Annotated in this window: 12 protein-coding genes; 6 read left to right on the forward strand and 6 right to left on the reverse strand. The window is 63.5% G+C overall.

The features are described 5' to 3' along the window. Positions 1-57: 57 nt before the first annotated feature. A complete protein-coding gene (locus GH665_RS39010) occupies positions 58-258 on the reverse strand; it encodes a hypothetical protein (protein ID WP_246216135.1) in 201 nt (66 codons plus the stop codon). On the opposite strand from GH665_RS39010, the gene GH665_RS04185 reads away from it, so the two are divergent. Next, positions 242-1,630, forward strand: coding sequence for a gamma-glutamyl-gamma-aminobutyrate hydrolase family protein (locus GH665_RS04185; protein ID WP_246216136.1), 1,389 nt, complete (start codon positions 242-244; stop codon positions 1,628-1,630). The two genes, GH665_RS39010 and GH665_RS04185, sit on opposite strands and share 17 nt — an antisense overlap. 384 nt (positions 1,631-2,014) lie before the next feature. Beyond that, complete coding sequence (locus GH665_RS04190) at positions 2,015-2,731, forward strand: DUF2968 domain-containing protein (RefSeq protein WP_153134797.1); 717 nt, start codon at positions 2,015-2,017, stop codon at positions 2,729-2,731. Positions 2,732-2,807: 76 nt separating this feature from the next. On the opposite strand, the gene GH665_RS04195 is transcribed toward GH665_RS04190, so the two are convergent. Both GH665_RS04195 and GH665_RS04200 read right to left on the reverse strand, forming a co-directional pair. Then, positions 2,808-4,001, reverse strand: a complete 1,194-nt coding sequence (locus tag GH665_RS04195; protein ID WP_153134798.1) for a hypothetical protein — start codon at positions 3,999-4,001, stop codon at positions 2,808-2,810. 279 nt (positions 4,002-4,280) lie between these two features. Further along, entirely contained in the window at positions 4,281-4,820 is a 540-nt protein-coding gene (locus GH665_RS04200; RefSeq protein ID WP_153134799.1) for a GNAT family N-acetyltransferase, read from the reverse strand. Positions 4,821-5,108: 288 nt separating this feature from the next. Between GH665_RS04200 and tcuC the strand changes: the two genes are divergently transcribed. Then, complete coding sequence (gene tcuC, locus GH665_RS04205) at positions 5,109-6,410, forward strand: MFS transporter (protein WP_153134800.1); 1,302 nt, start codon at positions 5,109-5,111, stop codon at positions 6,408-6,410. Between the two features lie 129 nt (positions 6,411-6,539). On the opposite strand, the gene GH665_RS04210 is transcribed toward tcuC, so the two are convergent. Then, on the reverse strand, positions 6,540-8,387 hold the full coding sequence (locus GH665_RS04210; protein ID WP_153134801.1) for a tetratricopeptide repeat protein: 1,848 nt from the start codon (positions 8,385-8,387) through the stop codon (positions 6,540-6,542). A 127-nt stretch (positions 8,388-8,514) separates the two neighbouring features. Here GH665_RS04210 and GH665_RS04215 point away from each other — a divergent pair, with 127 nt between their 5' ends. From GH665_RS04215 to GH665_RS04225, 3 genes are all read left to right on the forward strand, one after another. Continuing rightward, positions 8,515-8,874 (forward strand): ArsR/SmtB family transcription factor, encoded by a 360-nt coding sequence (locus GH665_RS04215; RefSeq protein ID WP_174771699.1) that lies wholly within the window; start codon positions 8,515-8,517, stop codon positions 8,872-8,874. Next, the gene (locus GH665_RS04220; protein ID WP_246216137.1) at positions 8,871-10,145 is read left to right on the forward strand and encodes a cation diffusion facilitator family transporter; all 1,275 of its coding nucleotides are present in this window, start codon (positions 8,871-8,873) and stop codon (positions 10,143-10,145) included. The genes GH665_RS04215 and GH665_RS04220 overlap by 4 nt, the downstream gene beginning before the upstream one ends. Positions 10,146-10,213: 68 nt before the next feature. Further along, a complete protein-coding gene (locus tag GH665_RS04225; protein WP_153134802.1) occupies positions 10,214-11,938 on the forward strand; it encodes an FAD-dependent monooxygenase in 1,725 nt (574 codons plus the stop codon). A 76-nt stretch (positions 11,939-12,014) separates the two neighbouring features. Here GH665_RS04225 and GH665_RS04230 read toward each other — a convergent pair whose 3' ends face one another. Both GH665_RS04230 and fdhF read right to left on the reverse strand, forming a co-directional pair. Continuing rightward, positions 12,015-12,269, reverse strand: a complete 255-nt coding sequence (locus tag GH665_RS04230) for a formate dehydrogenase subunit delta (protein ID WP_153134803.1) — start codon at positions 12,267-12,269, stop codon at positions 12,015-12,017. Between the two features lie 8 nt (positions 12,270-12,277). Next, positions 12,278-15,223 (reverse strand): formate dehydrogenase subunit alpha, encoded by a 2,946-nt coding sequence (gene fdhF / locus GH665_RS04235; protein ID WP_153134804.1) that lies wholly within the window; start codon positions 15,221-15,223, stop codon positions 12,278-12,280.

Genomic DNA, 15,223 nt, shown 5'->3' on the forward strand with positions numbered 1-15,223 from the left:
ACGGCTTGAGCCGTAACAATGTGAGCAATTGTGTGCGGGTTTGCCGGGCTTGCCGCGCTAGCGGATAATCAGGGCATATTCATTCGTTCGCGTGGAAGGCGCCTGTCTGACAGTTATGAGCGAAAACAAACCTGAAAACGCCGGCAAGCCCGGCAGCCCATCGTCGCCTTCGGGGACGCCATCGCCCTCAACGTCGCCAACGTCCGCAACGGCGCCAGCTTCGTCCGGCTCCACGCCCGGCATGTCGAAACCCGACATCTCGTCGCCTGAGCCGGCGGTTACGCTACCGCTCTCGCACGAAGACTCGATCCAGTCTCCAGTCAAGGACGTGGTGACACCGGCTGCCGCAGAGGCCGCGGTGAGATCGTCGACCGACAACCCTGACAGCGCTTCCACGGTCACTCCCACCCATCCGCAAACGGCGCAGCAACGCGACGCGGCCGAAGCGCGCAGTTCAGCGGCCGCGTCGACCGCGCGGCAGGAGGCCGAGGTTCACGAGCGCGCGGCGGCCAAAGCCGAACGTGCCGCCAAGGTTCAAGCGTCACGTCCGGCTACGCTCGAGAGCAACGAAACGCTTGCGAGCGGATTGAACGTGCCGGCCGACGAGGTGGTTCTGACAGAAAAGGCGGAAAAAGCGGAAGAAGCCGCGGCCGCAACTCGCCCGGCCGGCTCGCCGCCGCCGGGGTTCGGCGCTGCGCCAGATTTCACGGCAACGAACCCGCCGCCGCCGAACGCATTGCCGCCGTCGCCACCGCGCTATCTGAAGCAAAGCGACTCGGCGTGGACCGTGTTTGGGCGCATCATCGCGGCCCGCGCGCGTCAGTTGTTCGATCGCGCCGGTCAGCGGATCACGCAGCGCACGCTGCGCATCGGCGTGTCGGCACGCATCTTCCACCCCGAACCGGGTGCGAAGGGGCTGCGAGGCAAGACCTTGCAATATCTCGAGGAATCGATCGCGCACTGGGTCATGTCGCGTGACGTGCTGGTGTTCATGATTCCGACGGTCGGCCATCAAGGCATGCTGCACCCGAGCAATATCCGTTTGCGCGACTATGCGAAGCACCTTGACGGTCTGCTGCTGCAGGGCGGCGCGGATGTGTCGCCGCAGTCCTACGCCGAACAGGCGACGAGCCCCGAGTGGCCGGGCGACCGCGTGCGCGACATGTACGAGCTCGAACTGCTGCATGAGTTCATCGAGTCGGGCAAGCCGGTGCTTGGCGTATGCCGCGGTTGCCAGTTGATCAATGTGGCGTTCGGCGGCACCTTGTATCAGGACATCGCCACCGACGTGCCGACCGCCGGCGCGCACGTCAACGAGAACTACGACCAGCATCGGCACAGCATTCATTTCCCGGACGGCTCGACGCTCGCCAATATGTTTCCGGGCCGGCGCGAGGCGATCGTCAACTCGATTCACCATCAGGCGGTCAAGACGCTCGGCCGCGATCTGAATATCGAGGCCGTCTCGGCGTCGGACGGCATCATCGAGGCCGTGCGCTATCGGCGCGCACCGTTCGTGATGGGTGTGCAGTGGCACCCGGAGTTTCATCGCGCAGGCGGCCCCGAATTGCTCGATTGCACACCGTTGCTCGACACGTTCCTGCGGGTGGCACGCGAAACGCGGTTTTAGACGCGCGGTTTTAAAGACGCGGTTCCAGAAACGCGGTTTAAAGGCCATGCCTTTAAACCGCGCTTTCGCGTGCGGTCGTTCACGAAGATTCTTGCAGCGTGCCGCCACCATCTTCGCGGCGGCTATCTCTTATTGTCACGATGCTTGATGTCGAATTCGTGCGACTGCGGTGCAGATTGGGAAACGTCCGCACGAGTCAGATTGTTGTGTTTTTGTCCTATCTGAAATCTTTTATTTCGCGACTGACGTCTCCGTCCGGCCAAATCATTCGGTATCGATTTATCTCGATTTAAAGTCCGTCAGTGTGGCGTTTGAATGCTTCGCTTAACGGCTATTCCGCGCGATAATCCGAGGCTGTTTTGGATTTGCATGGAGCATGCACGTATGAAGTACCCCTTAATAGTACGGCGCGCCATGCTGCTCGCGACCTCGTGTGCGCTGTTGCAGCATGGCGGTTTCGTGCTGGCAGCACAAAGCGACGAGGCCGCGCCTCTGGTCGGCACGCGGCCGGCCATGAACACGCTAACGCCGCAACCGGTCGCGGATGCGCTGCGTAGTGCGGCATCGAGTACATCGGCTACCGCTGGCGACGTACAAGGTAATGTTGCCGAACTGATGCAAATGATTCACGACGCCAGGCTGAGCGAATTACGCACCACGTACAACGGCAGTTACGGCGCAAGTCTGTTTTTCTATCCACAGGAAATGACGTACTACGTCGCGCTTTTTCAGGACAAGCATTTCTGGCGGGTGATCAGATCGGAAGACGTTGGCCGTGCTGAAGCGATCTACGCGGGTTTCGTCCAGCAGACGGCACAACTCGCGGACGTCGAGATTCGCCGCACGCAACTGCAAGCGCAGAAGGCGTATATCGAAAATATTATCGCGTTGTCGGAAGATCGCGCGCGGCGCTTGCAGGCCGATCTCGAGGTTGCGCGTACGCAGCAGGCCAAGGTCAACGACTATCAGCGGCAGACGCAAGGCGAGGCGGCTGCGTTACACGCGGAAAAGGAACGGGTACAAGCGCAGTTGCGTCAGGTGCAGGGCGAAGTGATGCAGTTGCAGCGGCAAACCGAGTTCGGATTGCCAACCCAGAAGTAGGCGCATGAATGTAAAAAAAGCCCGGCAAGATGAATTGCCGGGTTTTTTTTGTGCCGCGTTTTTTAGATAACGGCGCTTACCTGGCGAACTGATCGGGCACCTCGGTCACGCGACGTTGCGACATGTGATTGATCCATTCTGTCCCGCTGGTTCCGGGCGGATTGATCGACGAAGCTGGGCGCGATGGCGGCGCGATATTGCGCAGGTGTGTGCCGGCCGACATGATCGCCGGCGCGTATTCATCGGCGCCGAGCCGCGATGGCGCGAGTGGCGAGTAAGGTCCCGCCGACGATGGTTTCGGCGACGTTTGTTGTGCATTTTCCGGCGCCGCGATCTGCGGCACTCCGTAGCTCATTGGCGCGAAGCCTGGCAACTGTGGTGGCCGCGGCGTCGCGATGCTGGCCTGCGAACTGCGGCCATGTCTTTGGTGCGAACCCGGCGCGACGTCGCGCAACTTATCCCGGCGTCGCGATATCTTTTTGCCGGTTGCAGCGCGCGGCAGCGTTGCCTTGACTGACGCGACGATTTCCGTGGCGGGACTTGCCTTGAAATCGCGCAGCGGAGCTGCGTCAATGGTGCCCGGCAATTTTTCAGGCGTTGCGGGTGCGGATGTTTGCGCAGATCCAGAAGCACCTGCGACGCGTGCAGGCAACGACGCGGCGCCCGGAGCAAGCGTCACTGCGCGGTTGTTCGCCGATGCGTAGGGCGTGGCAGTAGCATCAGGCGAGTGACGATTCGCCAGTTGCGCTTGCTGGCGCACCGGAATCCTGTTCGTCGGTTTGACATCGCCAGGCGCGTGGCGCTGCGCCAGATGACCGAACGCAATCCACGCAAGCATTGCGGCGCCGCCAAGTGCGCAGGCGCCGCCGGCTAGCGCGCCCCAATGCATCGATCGGCCGCGCGGCGCGGCAACAACCGCCGGCGTGCTAACCGGTGAGAACGATGCGGCTTCGGCGGAGGTTCGCAATGATTCGTCGGCCGGCGCGTCGAGCACGCTTGTCGAAGTCGCCGGCGCGGCGAACGCCGAGGACGCAGCTGGCGGTTTGCGTAACGATTCCCAGTGGCAGAGTGCGGGAATCGTTTCCGCGTTCAGACAGAAGGTGCGTAGCACGGCCGCATAGAGTGCCTTGAGTTCCGCGCGCAAACTGCGCACCGGCGGCACTAACGACCAATCGCGACCGAATGGCGGCGGCAGCAGGCGGCACTGTGGCGACAGGCTCGGCAGCGCCATGGTGCCTTCGATCAGCGTGAGGGGAATAGTGGTCGACATCGGTTTCTTCGCAGCGCCTCGTAAAAGGGCCGCGGACAGGCGGCTCAGGGGCTCTGGCTTCGAGCGATGTGTAGGGAAATGCGGTACACAACGCCATAGGGAAACGCCGTACTCAGATCGAGCACGCCGCCGCATGAGCGGTCACTGTGAAGCCATCGGGGTGCGGAAGATGATGCCGGGAAGCCGCTGAACTAACGATCGGATTGCTCTGAAAAAATGCGCTGCTTCGTTTTATGTCAGCCCTGGTCCGGGGCAGCGATCAAAGCAAGCGCATCTCGTTCATCGATCCAGCCGGTACACATAGCGCAATGCAGTAATATCCACGCCGCCCATATGATCCGGTTCGGCGCCGACGAACTGCCAGCCGTGTTTTTCATAGAAGCCGATCGCCGGTGTGTTGCCTTCAAGCACGTAAAGGTACAACTGCGTCTCCCCCTGTGCGCGAGCCCAGTCTTCGGCCGCACGCATCAACAGCTTGCCTGCGCCGATCCCCTGGTGCCCAGGCAGCGCATGCAGGTTGTCGAGCAGGACTCCCCACGCGGACGCCGGTTGCCGCTCGACGCAGACGAAACCGATCGGCTCGCCCGCGAGTTCGGCAATCAGAACCATGCGACGTTCGCTGCCCGGTGCACGCAGGCGCGCTTCCCAATAGGCGGCACGCTCCCGCGTCACTTCGCCGTCGAGGAAGGCGTCCGGCAACAGGCCGCGATAGGTGGCCTGCCAACTGGTGCTATGGATCGAGGCGATCAGCGTTGCATCCGCGAGGGTCGCAGGGCGCAGCGAAAGCGCGGGGGAGGTTTGCGTCGGGAGGGTGGTCAACGGGAATTGCCTGTCTGCAAAAAGATTATCGCGAGGGTGAGCAAGCACGGTCTGTAATGAAACTGTATGGAATACGCGACAGTGCCATGAACGGTAACATTACGTGTTGCAGGCTCCGGGTATTTCACAACGTTTACCCTGATACCGTGTAAATGTGTTCAGCATGAAAATGCAGCGCCCCCGGCGCGTTTTAAATTGCCCGTGGCATCCGCTTGCCGAACGCGGTGGATCGTTTCAACTGCCCGAGCGCCGCCAGTCTGCGTGGCGACGGGCTACTCAGAGAATGTCATGTCTACTGCGTCACACGCTGCTTCCTCATCCAGAGAATCCAAGGTCAAGACAGTTTTCCGCGTGGTCAGCGGCAACTTTCTTGAGATGTACGACTTCATGGTCTACGGCTATTACGCATCCGCGATCGCCAAGACCTATTTCCCGAGCGGCAACGAATTCGCCTCGCTGATGCTGTCGCTGTCGGTATTCGGCGCGGGGTTCCTGATGCGTCCGCTCGGCGCGATCATACTGGGCGCCTACATCGACCATCACGGCCGGCGCAAAGGCCTGATCCTCACGCTTGGTCTAATGGCGCTCGGCACGCTCACGGTCGCCGCGATTCCAGGCTACGCGACCATCGGCGTGCTTGCCCCGGCGCTCGTGCTATTCGGCCGGCTGCTGCAAGGCTTCTCCGCCGGGGTCGAACTGGGCGGCGTGTCGGTCTATCTGTCGGAGATCGCTACCAAGGGTAACAAGGGTTTCTATTGCGCGTGGCAATCGGGCAGCCAGCAGGTCGCCGTGGTGTTCGCCGCGCTGATCGGCGTGGTGCTCAACAAGGTGCTGCCGGCCGACCAGATGACGGCCTGGGGCTGGCGCGTGCCGTTCCTGATCGGCTGCCTGATCGTACCGTTCCTGTTCCTGATTCGCCGTTCGCTGCAGGAAACCGAGGAATTCACGGCGCGCAAGCATCATCCGAGCATGGGCGAAATCATGAAGACGATGGCCGCGAACTGGGGCATCGTGCTGGGCGGGATGGGCATGGTCATTATGACCACGGTGTCGTTCTACATGATCACGGCCTACACGCCGACCTTCGGCAAGGAAGTGCTGAAGCTGTCGTCGATCGATACACTCGTTGTCACCGTTTGTATCGGTTTGTCGAACCTGATCTGGTTGCCGCTCGCGGGCGCGTTGTCGGATCGCATCGGCCGCCGTCCGGTACTGCTGGCCTTCACGATTCTGACGATCATCACCGCGTATCCGGCGCTGCAATGGCTGGTTGCCGAGCCGTCGTTCGTTCGCCTGCTGGCGGTCGAGTTGTGGTTGTCGTTCCTGTACGGCAGCTATAACGGCGCAATGGTGGTGGCGCTGACCGAAGTGATGCCGGTCGAAGTGCGGACCGCCGGTTTCTCGCTGGCGTACAGCCTTGCTACGACGATCGGCGGCTTCACGCCGGCCATCTCGACGCTGCTGATTCACACTACCGCCAATAAGGCCGCACCGGGGTTGTTCCTCGGCGCGGCGGCAATCTGCGGGTTGATCGCGACGCTGGTGCTGTATCGCACGCCGGAATCGCGCAATCAGTATCGAACGGCCTGAGGGACGCCTGGCTGAAGGTTCACCAGTTGGTCTGGACAAACAAAAACCCCGCGCTCGTGAGAACGCGGGGTTTTTTTCTGAGCTCCGCACTGCCACATCGGCAATGGGCTCCAGACGAATCTGGCCTTGCTAACCGCGGCGCAATTCGTTTGCCACTGCCTCTACCACCTCGTTCCACGCGCCGGGTTGCGGCTGGCGCAGCAGCGTCGCGCCCGGATACCACGGGCTGCGCGTCTCGTTGACGAACCAGCGCCAATCCGCCGCGAACGGCAGCATCAGCCACAGGGGTTTTTTTAGCGCGCCGGCGAGGTGAGCGATCGACGTATCGATCGATACCACGGCGTCGAGCCGCTCGATGATCGCCGCGGTATCCGCAAAATCGCCGATCCGTTTATCCATGCGATGAATCGACGCCGCACGCGGATGCGTGTCGAGCGCCGCGCGTTCTTCAGCGCTCAGTTCAGGTTGCAGCACGATCCAGTCGATGCCTTCAAGCGCGAATAGCGGTGCAAGCGCGGCGAGCGGCATCGAACGGGTTTCGTTCTGCTGGATGCGTCCTGACCACGCAATGCCGATCTTGCGCTTCGCGTGACCGCCGAGCGAACCGCGCCATTTGCGGCCGTATGCGGGCGGTACGTTGAGGTAGGGCGTGCGGGCGGGAATCGTGTCGTAGGTCGTGCCGAGCGCGAGCGGCAGGCTCAGCAGCGGACAGTGCAGATCCGCCGCGGGGCGGGGTGTGCCCTGCGCGATCAGGGTGACACGCCAGGCTTGCGCGGCCGGTGCGAGCAGCGGCAGTAGTTGCGGCTGCACCTCGAGTACGACGCGCGCGGCGCGCTGTGCGGCCAGCGGCACGAAGCGCACGAACTGCAAGGTATCGCCGAAACCCTGCTCGGCATGCACGAGCAGCGTGCGCTGTTCGATCGGCTCGCCGTGCCAACGCGGCAAGGTCTGGATGACCGGCTGCGCGGTAGTTTGCAGCCGCCATTCGTACTCCGGCAGCCCGCGCGCGAAATCGCGCAGCGCGAGCCAGGCAAGCGCACGGTTCATGTGCGCCGACGCGAGATCGGGGCGCAGACGCAGCGCCTGATCAAAAGCCCGCACCGCCGCGGCATGCGCGCCTAGCGCCTGATGGGCTGTGCCGAGACTCAGCCAGGCGAGCGCGAATTGCGGATCGAGGCCGACTGCGCGCTCGAGATAGGGCAGCGCCTGGGCGTGGCGTCCCAGCGCCGCGAGCGCGTTGCCGAGCCCGAAGATGGTGGGCGGCAGGTTCGGCTGCAATGCGAGCGCTGCCTGGAAAGAAGCGACCGCCTCTTCGTGACGGCCGGTGGCGTCGAGCGTATTGGCGAGATTGAAGTGCGCTGCGACGAAACGCGGTTCGGCTGCCAGTGCCGCCTGAAAGTGCTGGATCGCCTCGTCTGCCCGTTCAAGCGCGTTCAGCGACATGCCCATGTTGTTGAGTGCACCCGCATGCCCCGGGCGCAATTCGAGCGCGCGCTGGAACGACGCGATCGCTTCCGCATGACGGCCGAGCGCATGCAATGCGTTGCCGAGATTGTTATGCGATGAGGCGTCGTTCGGTTGCAGGCGCAGCGATTTCTCGAAAGCGTCGGCGGCGTCTTCGTGGCGCCCCACCGACGCGTACGCATTGCCCAGGTTGTAGTGCGCCATCGGGAAAGTCGGCGCCAGCGTGAGCGCATTGCGGAACTGTTCGATGGCGTTGTCTATCTGGCCCAGCGCCTTGAGTGCGTTGCCGAGGTTCAACTGCAGCGCGGCATCTTCCGGGCGCAGGTTCACCGCGCGCCGCACGAGCTCGGCGGCTTCGGCGTGCTGGCCCTGCTGGTGGCGCAGAACGCCCAGCAGGTGCAACGCATCGACGTGCACGGGATTGCCGTCGAGCGTCGCGCGGTAGCCGCGTTCGGCATCGTCGAGGCGGCCGTCACGATGCGCCGCGAAAGCGCGGTCAAATACTTGTTGCATGACGCAGGGATGGGATTTCGGGTGAGGCAGACGCCGCATTTTCCCACACTCGCCGGGCCACCCTCCGATTTGACCTGTCGTCTCGATATCTATAACATATGAATACCTGTTCATATGTGTGTCAATCATGCCGTTTGCTCTGGCTTCCGCTGCGTTGCCTGCTGGTTTCGAAGACCGCCCGGTGGGGACGATCGGGCCGCTGGCCGACCTGTTTCGCCTGCTCGGCGACCCGACGCGCTTGCGCATCGTGCTCGCTTGCGTCGAGGAGCGGCGCGCGGTCGGCGCGATTGCCCAGGGGCTGGGTTTGTCGCCGTCGCTGGTGAGCCACCATCTGCGGCTGCTGCGTGCGGCGCGGATCGTGCGCGCCGAGCGGCAGGGCAAGCAGGTGTTCTATCTTGCCGCCGACCGCCATATCAGCGCGATGCTGACCGGCATGCTCGAGCACGTGGCTGAGCCGGCCGGCGAATTTCCTCTGGATCCGTCATGAGAAAAACCACCACGCCGAACCAGGCAGCCGAAGAGCGCGAGGACGACCACGCGCCGGTGTGGCTCGACGGGGAATCCGACGGGACCGATGGCGACGATGCGCAGGTCGAGGGCAAAGCGCGCGCGGCCGATGATCAGGACGGGCGTCACCATGGCGCGGTTCGTCCAGATGCCGACGACGCTCATGAGCGCAGCACGCAGGACCACGGCGCACACCTGCACGGTTCGCACGACGACAGCGCCGACCACATCCACACCCACAGCCACGGCACCGACAGCGGTCACAGCCACGATAGTCACAGCACGCACAACCACGGCGATCACAGTCACGATAGCCACGCCGGCCATAGTCACGGCGCCCACAGCCACGCCGGCCACAGCCACGCCCATGCCCCCGTCGCAGGCCACGGCCGCGCCTTCGCACTGGCCGTCGCACTGAACGTAGCGATCGTGGTGGTTCAAGCCGTCTACGGCGTGATCGCGCACTCCACCGCGCTGCTTGCCGACGCCGGCCACAATCTCTCCGACGTGCTCGGCCTGCTGCTTGCCTGGGGCGCAGCCTGGCTCTCCACGCGCCGGCCTTCGGCACGCTATACCTTCGGCTACGGCAGTTCGTCGATCCTCGCGTCGCTTGCCAACGCGGGGCTGTTGCTGTTCGCATGCGGCGTGATCGTCGCCGAGGCGATCGGGCGTCTGATGAACCCGGCGCCGGTCGCAGGACTGGTGGTGTTCGTCGTCGCGACGGTCGGTGTGATCGTCAACGGCTTTTCCGCATGGCTCTTCATGCGCGGCCAGAAAGAAGATCTGAACATTCGCGGCGCTTTTCTGCATATGGCCGCGGATGCCGGCATCTCCGCCGCGGTCGCGATCAGCGGCCTCGTGATTCTCTATACCAACTGGACCTGGCTCGACCCGGTGATGAGCCTACTGGTGGTCGCGGTGGTGGTCTACGGCACCTGGGGTCTGCTGCGCGATTCGGTGCGCATGGCGCTCGACGCCGTGCCGCCGGGCGTCGACCTGCAGCCGATCCGCGACTATCTCGCCGGACAGCCAGGTGTCACCGACGTGCACGATCTGCATGTCTGGGCGTTGTCGACCACCGGCAATGCGCTCAGCGCCCATCTGGTGATGCCGGCAGGCCATCCCGGCGACGAGTCGATCGACGGCATCGTGATCACGCTGCGCGAACGGTTTTCGATGCAGCACGCCACACTGCAAGTCGACCTCGGCACCACCGAGCATCAATGCGCGATGGGTCATCCCCGCGATTGATGCAGCGCACCGTTAAGCGGACTATCGGCGGCGTACACTAGGACGTCCTGTTGTCTCCGGAGGTCCGCATGGATGCTGCCGCACACGATGCGTCGCCGGTGCTGGTCGTCGGCGCGGGTCCGACCGGGCTCGCCGCGGCGATGAGTCTCGCGCGTGCCCACATCCCCGTGCGTCTGGTCGACAAGGCGTTGCAGCCGAACCCGTACTCGCGGGCCATCGGCATTCAGGCGCGCACACTCGAACTGTTTGAACAACACCGGCTGATCGAACCGTTTCTCGAACTCGGTCATCGCGCGCGCATCGCCAATCTTTTTTCCAATGGCATGCGTCTCGCGCGCCTCGATTTCGATCCGCTGCACACCCGCTATCCGTATCTGCTGTTCCTCGATCAGTCCGTGACCGAACGTTTGCTCACCGAGCATCTCGCGACGTTCGGCGTGACGATCGAACGCGGCGCTGAGCTGACGACGTTCTCGCAAGGTTCAGCCGGCATGCAGGCGACTTTGCGGCACGTGGACGGCCGCACGGAAACGATCCGCCCGTCGTACATGATCGCCGCCGACGGCGCGCATAGCACGATCCGTCACCGGCTCGGCTTAAGCTTTGAGGGCAACACCTTCGAGCAGACATTCCTGCTTGCCGATCTGCACGCCGAAACCGATTGGCCCGACGACGAATTCCATATCTTTGCTTCCGGCGAGGGTCTCGTCGCGTTGTTTCCGATGGGCCATGGCCGTCATCGTCTGATTGCGGATCATCCCGCCGAACCGGTTACGGTTTTGACATCGGCCACGCCCGCCGTACTCGGTGAACCGCCGCTCAACCAGGTTGCGCCGCCGTCGCTCGCCGAATGCAAGGCGCTGATCGCCCGGCGCGTGCGCGAGCGCGTCGACGTGTCTGACCTGGCATGGTCGTCACATTTCCGTCTGAACAGCAGGATGGTGGACAGGCTGCGTGTGGGCCGCATTTTCCTGGCAGGCGACGCGGCCCATGTCCACAGCCCGGCCGGTGCGCAAGGGATGAACACGGGCATTCAGGAAGCGTTCAATCTCGGCTGGAAGCTCGCGCGCGTGCTGCAAGGCGGCGCGCCTGACCGGCTGCTCGATACGTACTATCACGAACGGCATCCCATCGAGCGCGACGTGCTGCGGCAAACCGGTTTCATCACGCAGATGGCCGAGGCCGATCATGGTCCGCTGAAGCTGCTACGCGAGCGCGTGATGCCGGTGCTGGCCGCGCTCGGCCCGTTGCGCGATGCGGCGCGGATGACCATCAGCGAGTTGTCGATCCAGTACCGGCGCAGTCCGCTGACGCTCGAGCGCGTACTCGACGGCGGTCCGCGTGCCGGTGAGCGCGCGCCGGATGCGCTGGTGCATGTGGTGGATGGCCCGCTTGGCCGCGCGCCGGGTGTCGGGTGCATCTTCGATCTGCATGATCCCGCGTTCTTCTCGCTCTTCCTGCTGGTCCCGCCGCAACCCGTCGACGACACGCCGCTCGATCCCGCCGCGAAGCACGCGCCGCCGCCGGACCCGGAACTGGAGAGAGTGACCGCCGAAGTCGAAAGATTATTGCCGGGCGCGGTACGTATCTGGCGCGTGACCGATACGAGCGGCGAGGGCGCTCCGGCGCTCTCCGAATCCTATGGACGCACACGGCCTTCGTTCTATCTGGTGCGGCCGGACGGCTACATCTGCGCGCGCGGGCGCACCGGTTCCGATCTGAACGGCTTGCTGCGGCATTGCGAAGCGTGGTTTGCCGTAGGGGGAGTAATACCGGAACAGGCGGCCTTGTGAAATGACCGTGCAGGCCGGCCCGTGAGGTGGGCCGCCTTATCGATGGATGACTGGCGCCGTTCGAACGGCGCCTCGCCTATACCGCCGTAGAAAGTGCTGCCGGTGTCAATCCGTCACGATGCTTGACGAGCGCCTCCGTGACGATGCCCGACATCTCGACGCCGTTCGCGTCGGGCTCATCGAGCGTCGACAGCAAAGCGCGCCGCATGCGCGGCTCCCAGAAGCGGCGGATATGATCGGCGATGCCGTCGAGCGCTTCTTCGCGATCCGGCATCGAATCGAAAAAATCGCCGATCCGGTTCGCCATGTCGATCAGATTCTGATTGTCCATGGCTTGCCTCACTTACCCGAGCTTGCATTGGCCAACTCGCGCTGCTTCAGCAGATCGAGCTGCTCGGTGTTGAAGCGCGAATAGTCCTTTTGCCATTGCGACGGTTGCTCGACCGGCATCACCTGCACCGCGGTCACCTTGTACTCAGGACAGTTGGTGGCCCAGTCCGAACTATCGGTGGTGATCACGTTCGCACCCGATTCGGGGAAGTGGAATGTCGTGTAGACGACACCCGGCTGCATCCGCTCGGTCACTTTCGCGCGCAATACGGTTTGTCCCGCGCGCGATTCGATGCCGACCCAATCGTCATCCCTGATGCCGCGCTCCTCCGCATCGTGCGGGTGGATCTCGAGACGGTCTTCGTCATGCCAGCGCGAATTTTCGGTGCGGCGTGTCTGTGCGCCGACGTTGTACTGCGACAGGATGCGGCCCGTGGTCAGCAACAGCGGGAACTTGCGCGTGACCTTTTCCGGTGTGGCGATGAACTTCGTAATCACGAATTTGCCCTTGCCGCGCACGAAAGTATCGATGTGCATGGTTGGCGTACCGTCGGGCGCGTCTTCGTTACACGGCCACTGGATGCTGCCGAGCTCGTCGAGCTTCCGGTACGACACGCCGTGGAAGGTCGGCGTGAGACGCGCGATCTCGTCCATGATCTGCGACGGATGCGTGTAGTCCATCTCGTAGCCGAGCGCCCGCGCCAGCATCACCGTGACTTCCCAGTCGGCGTAACCCGGCACCGGCGGCATCACCTTGCGCACGCGCGAGATGCGGCGCTCCGCGTTAGTGAAGGTGCCGTCCTTTTCGAGGAACGACGAACCCGGCAGCAGCACGTGCGCGTACTTCGCGGTCTCGTTGAGGAAAATATCCTGCACGACGATGCATTCCATCGACGATAGCGCCGCTGACACGTGATGCGTATTCGGATCGGACTGCACGATGTCTTCGCCCTGGCAGTACAGGCCCTTGAAGGTGCCGTGCACGGCGGCGTCGAACATGTTCGGAATGCGCAGGCCCGGTTCCGGCTGCAGCGTGACATTCCAGGCTTCTTCGAACAGCGCGCGCGTGATCGAATCGCTGATATGACGATAGCCGGGCAGTTCGTGCGGGAACGAGCCCATGTCGCACGAGCCCTGCACGTTGTTCTGCCCGCGCAGAGGGTTCACGCCGACACCTTCGCGACCGATGTTGCCGGTGGCCATCGCCAGATTTGCGATGCCCATCACCATCGTCGAGCCCTGGGCGTGTTCGGTGACGCCAAGGCCGTAGTAGATCGCGGCATTGCCGCCGGTGGCATAGATGCGGGCGGCTTCACGGATGGAGGCGGCGGGCACGCCGGTGAGTTCCTCCGTCGCTTCCGGTGCATTCTCGGGCAGCGCGACGAACGCACGCCATTGCTCGAAGGCGCGCGTTTCGCAGCGCTCGGCGATGAACGCTTCGTTCAGCAGGCCTTCGGTGACGATCACGTGTGCCAGTGCGTTGACCACCGCGACGTTGGTGCCCGGACGCAATTGCAGATGATGCGACGCCTTCACATGCGGCGTATCGACGATATCGATGCGGCGCGGGTCGACGACGATCAGCTTCGCGCCTTCGCGCACGCGGCGCTTCATACGCGAGCCGAACACCGGGTGGCCGTCGGTCGGATTCGCGCCGATCACCATGATCACGTCGGCTTTGTCGACCGAGGCAAAGGTCTGGGTGCCGGCGGATTCGCCGAGCGTGGTCTTCAGGCCGTAGCCGGTTGGCGAATGGCACACGCGCGCGCAGGTGTCGACGTTATTGTTGCCGAACGCGGCACGCACGAGCTTCTGCACCAGATACGTTTCTTCGTTCGTACAACGCGACGAGGTGATGCCGCCGATCGAATCGCGGCCGTGCTTCGCCTGAATCCGGCGGAATTCCGAGGCCGCGTAAGTGAGCGCCTCTTCCCAGCTGACTTCGCGCCACGGATCGGTGATCTTTGCGCGGATCATCGGTTTGGTGATGCGGTCCTTGTGCGTCGCGTAGCCCCATGCGAAGCGGCCCTTCACGCACGCGTGCCCTTCGTTAGCCTGACCGTTCTTGTGCGGCACCATCCGCACGACCTCGTTGCCCTTCATCTCGGCCTTGAACGAGCAGCCGACGCCGCAATACGCGCATGTCGTGACGACAGAATGCTCGGCCTGGCCGAGCATGATGACGGTTTTCTCCTGCAACGTGGCGGTCGGGCACGCGGCGACGCAGGCGCCGCACGACACGCATTCCGATTCCATGAACGGCTTGTTTTCGCTGGCAGCCACGCGCGATTCGAAACCGCGTCCGGCAATGGTCAGCGCAAACGTGCCCTGGGTTTCTTCACACGCGCGCACGCAACGATTGCAGACGATGCACTTCGACGGGTCGTAGGTGAAGTACGGGTTCGATTCGTCTTTCTTGTCTTTCAGATGGTTCGCGCCGTCGAAGCCGTAGCGCACTTCGCGCAAGCCGGTAACGCCTGCCATGTCCTGCAATTCGCAGTCGCCGTTGGCGGGGCAGGTCAGGCAGTCGAGCGGGTGATCGGAGATGTACAGCTCCATCACATTACGGCGCAGCGATTGCAGACGATCGGTTTGCGTGCGGACCTTCATGCCGGCTTCGACAGGCGTCGTGCACGAAGCAGGGTAGCCGCGCTTGCCTTCGATTTCGACCAGGCACAACCGGCATGAGCCGAACGGTTCGAGCGAATCGGTCGCGCAGAGCTTCGGCACGTTGACGCCGGCTTCGACGGCGGCGCGCATCACGGACGTGCCGGCCGGAACCGTCACCGCCTGACCGTCGATTTCCAGCGTGACGTCGACGTCGGCATAACGTAGCGGTGTGCCGTAGTCGGTATCGTCAAACGGTGAGCGCGTGGCGCGTTGTTGCGCCGGGGATTTGCACGCGCAGTTTCCGGAGCCGCAGCCGCCGGCAGGGGAGTTGAGCACATCGGACAT

Origin of the sequence: Paraburkholderia agricolaris (assembly GCF_009455635.1) — a bacterium.
GTDB lineage: Bacteria > Pseudomonadota > Gammaproteobacteria > Burkholderiales > Burkholderiaceae > Paraburkholderia > Paraburkholderia agricolaris.

Bases quoted from the DNA above. Each gene is read 5' to 3' on its own strand.
- GH665_RS04185 (WP_246216136.1), top strand. From the start codon at position 242: ATGTCGAAACCCGACATCTCGTCGCCTGAGCCGGCGGTTACGCTACCG.
- GH665_RS39010 (WP_246216135.1), bottom strand. From the start codon at position 258: ATGTCGGGTTTCGACATGCCGGGCGTGGAGCCGGACGAAGCTGGCGCC.
- GH665_RS04190 (WP_153134797.1), top strand. From the start codon at position 2,015: ATGAAGTACCCCTTAATAGTACGGCGCGCCATGCTGCTCGCGACCTCG.
- GH665_RS04195 (WP_153134798.1), bottom strand. From the start codon at position 4,001: ATGTCGACCACTATTCCCCTCACGCTGATCGAAGGCACCATGGCGCTG.
- tcuC (WP_153134800.1), top strand. From the start codon at position 5,109: ATGTCTACTGCGTCACACGCTGCTTCCTCATCCAGAGAATCCAAGGTC.
- GH665_RS04210 (WP_153134801.1), bottom strand. From the start codon at position 8,387: ATGCAACAAGTATTTGACCGCGCTTTCGCGGCGCATCGTGACGGCCGC.
- GH665_RS04215 (WP_174771699.1), top strand. From the start codon at position 8,515: ATGCCGTTTGCTCTGGCTTCCGCTGCGTTGCCTGCTGGTTTCGAAGAC.
- GH665_RS04220 (WP_246216137.1), top strand. From the start codon at position 8,871: ATGAGAAAAACCACCACGCCGAACCAGGCAGCCGAAGAGCGCGAGGAC.
- GH665_RS04225 (WP_153134802.1), top strand. From the start codon at position 10,214: ATGGATGCTGCCGCACACGATGCGTCGCCGGTGCTGGTCGTCGGCGCG.
- GH665_RS04230 (WP_153134803.1), bottom strand. From the start codon at position 12,269: ATGGACAATCAGAATCTGATCGACATGGCGAACCGGATCGGCGATTTT.
- fdhF (WP_153134804.1), bottom strand. From the start codon at position 15,223: ATGTCCGATGTGCTCAACTCCCCTGCCGGCGGCTGCGGCTCCGGAAAC.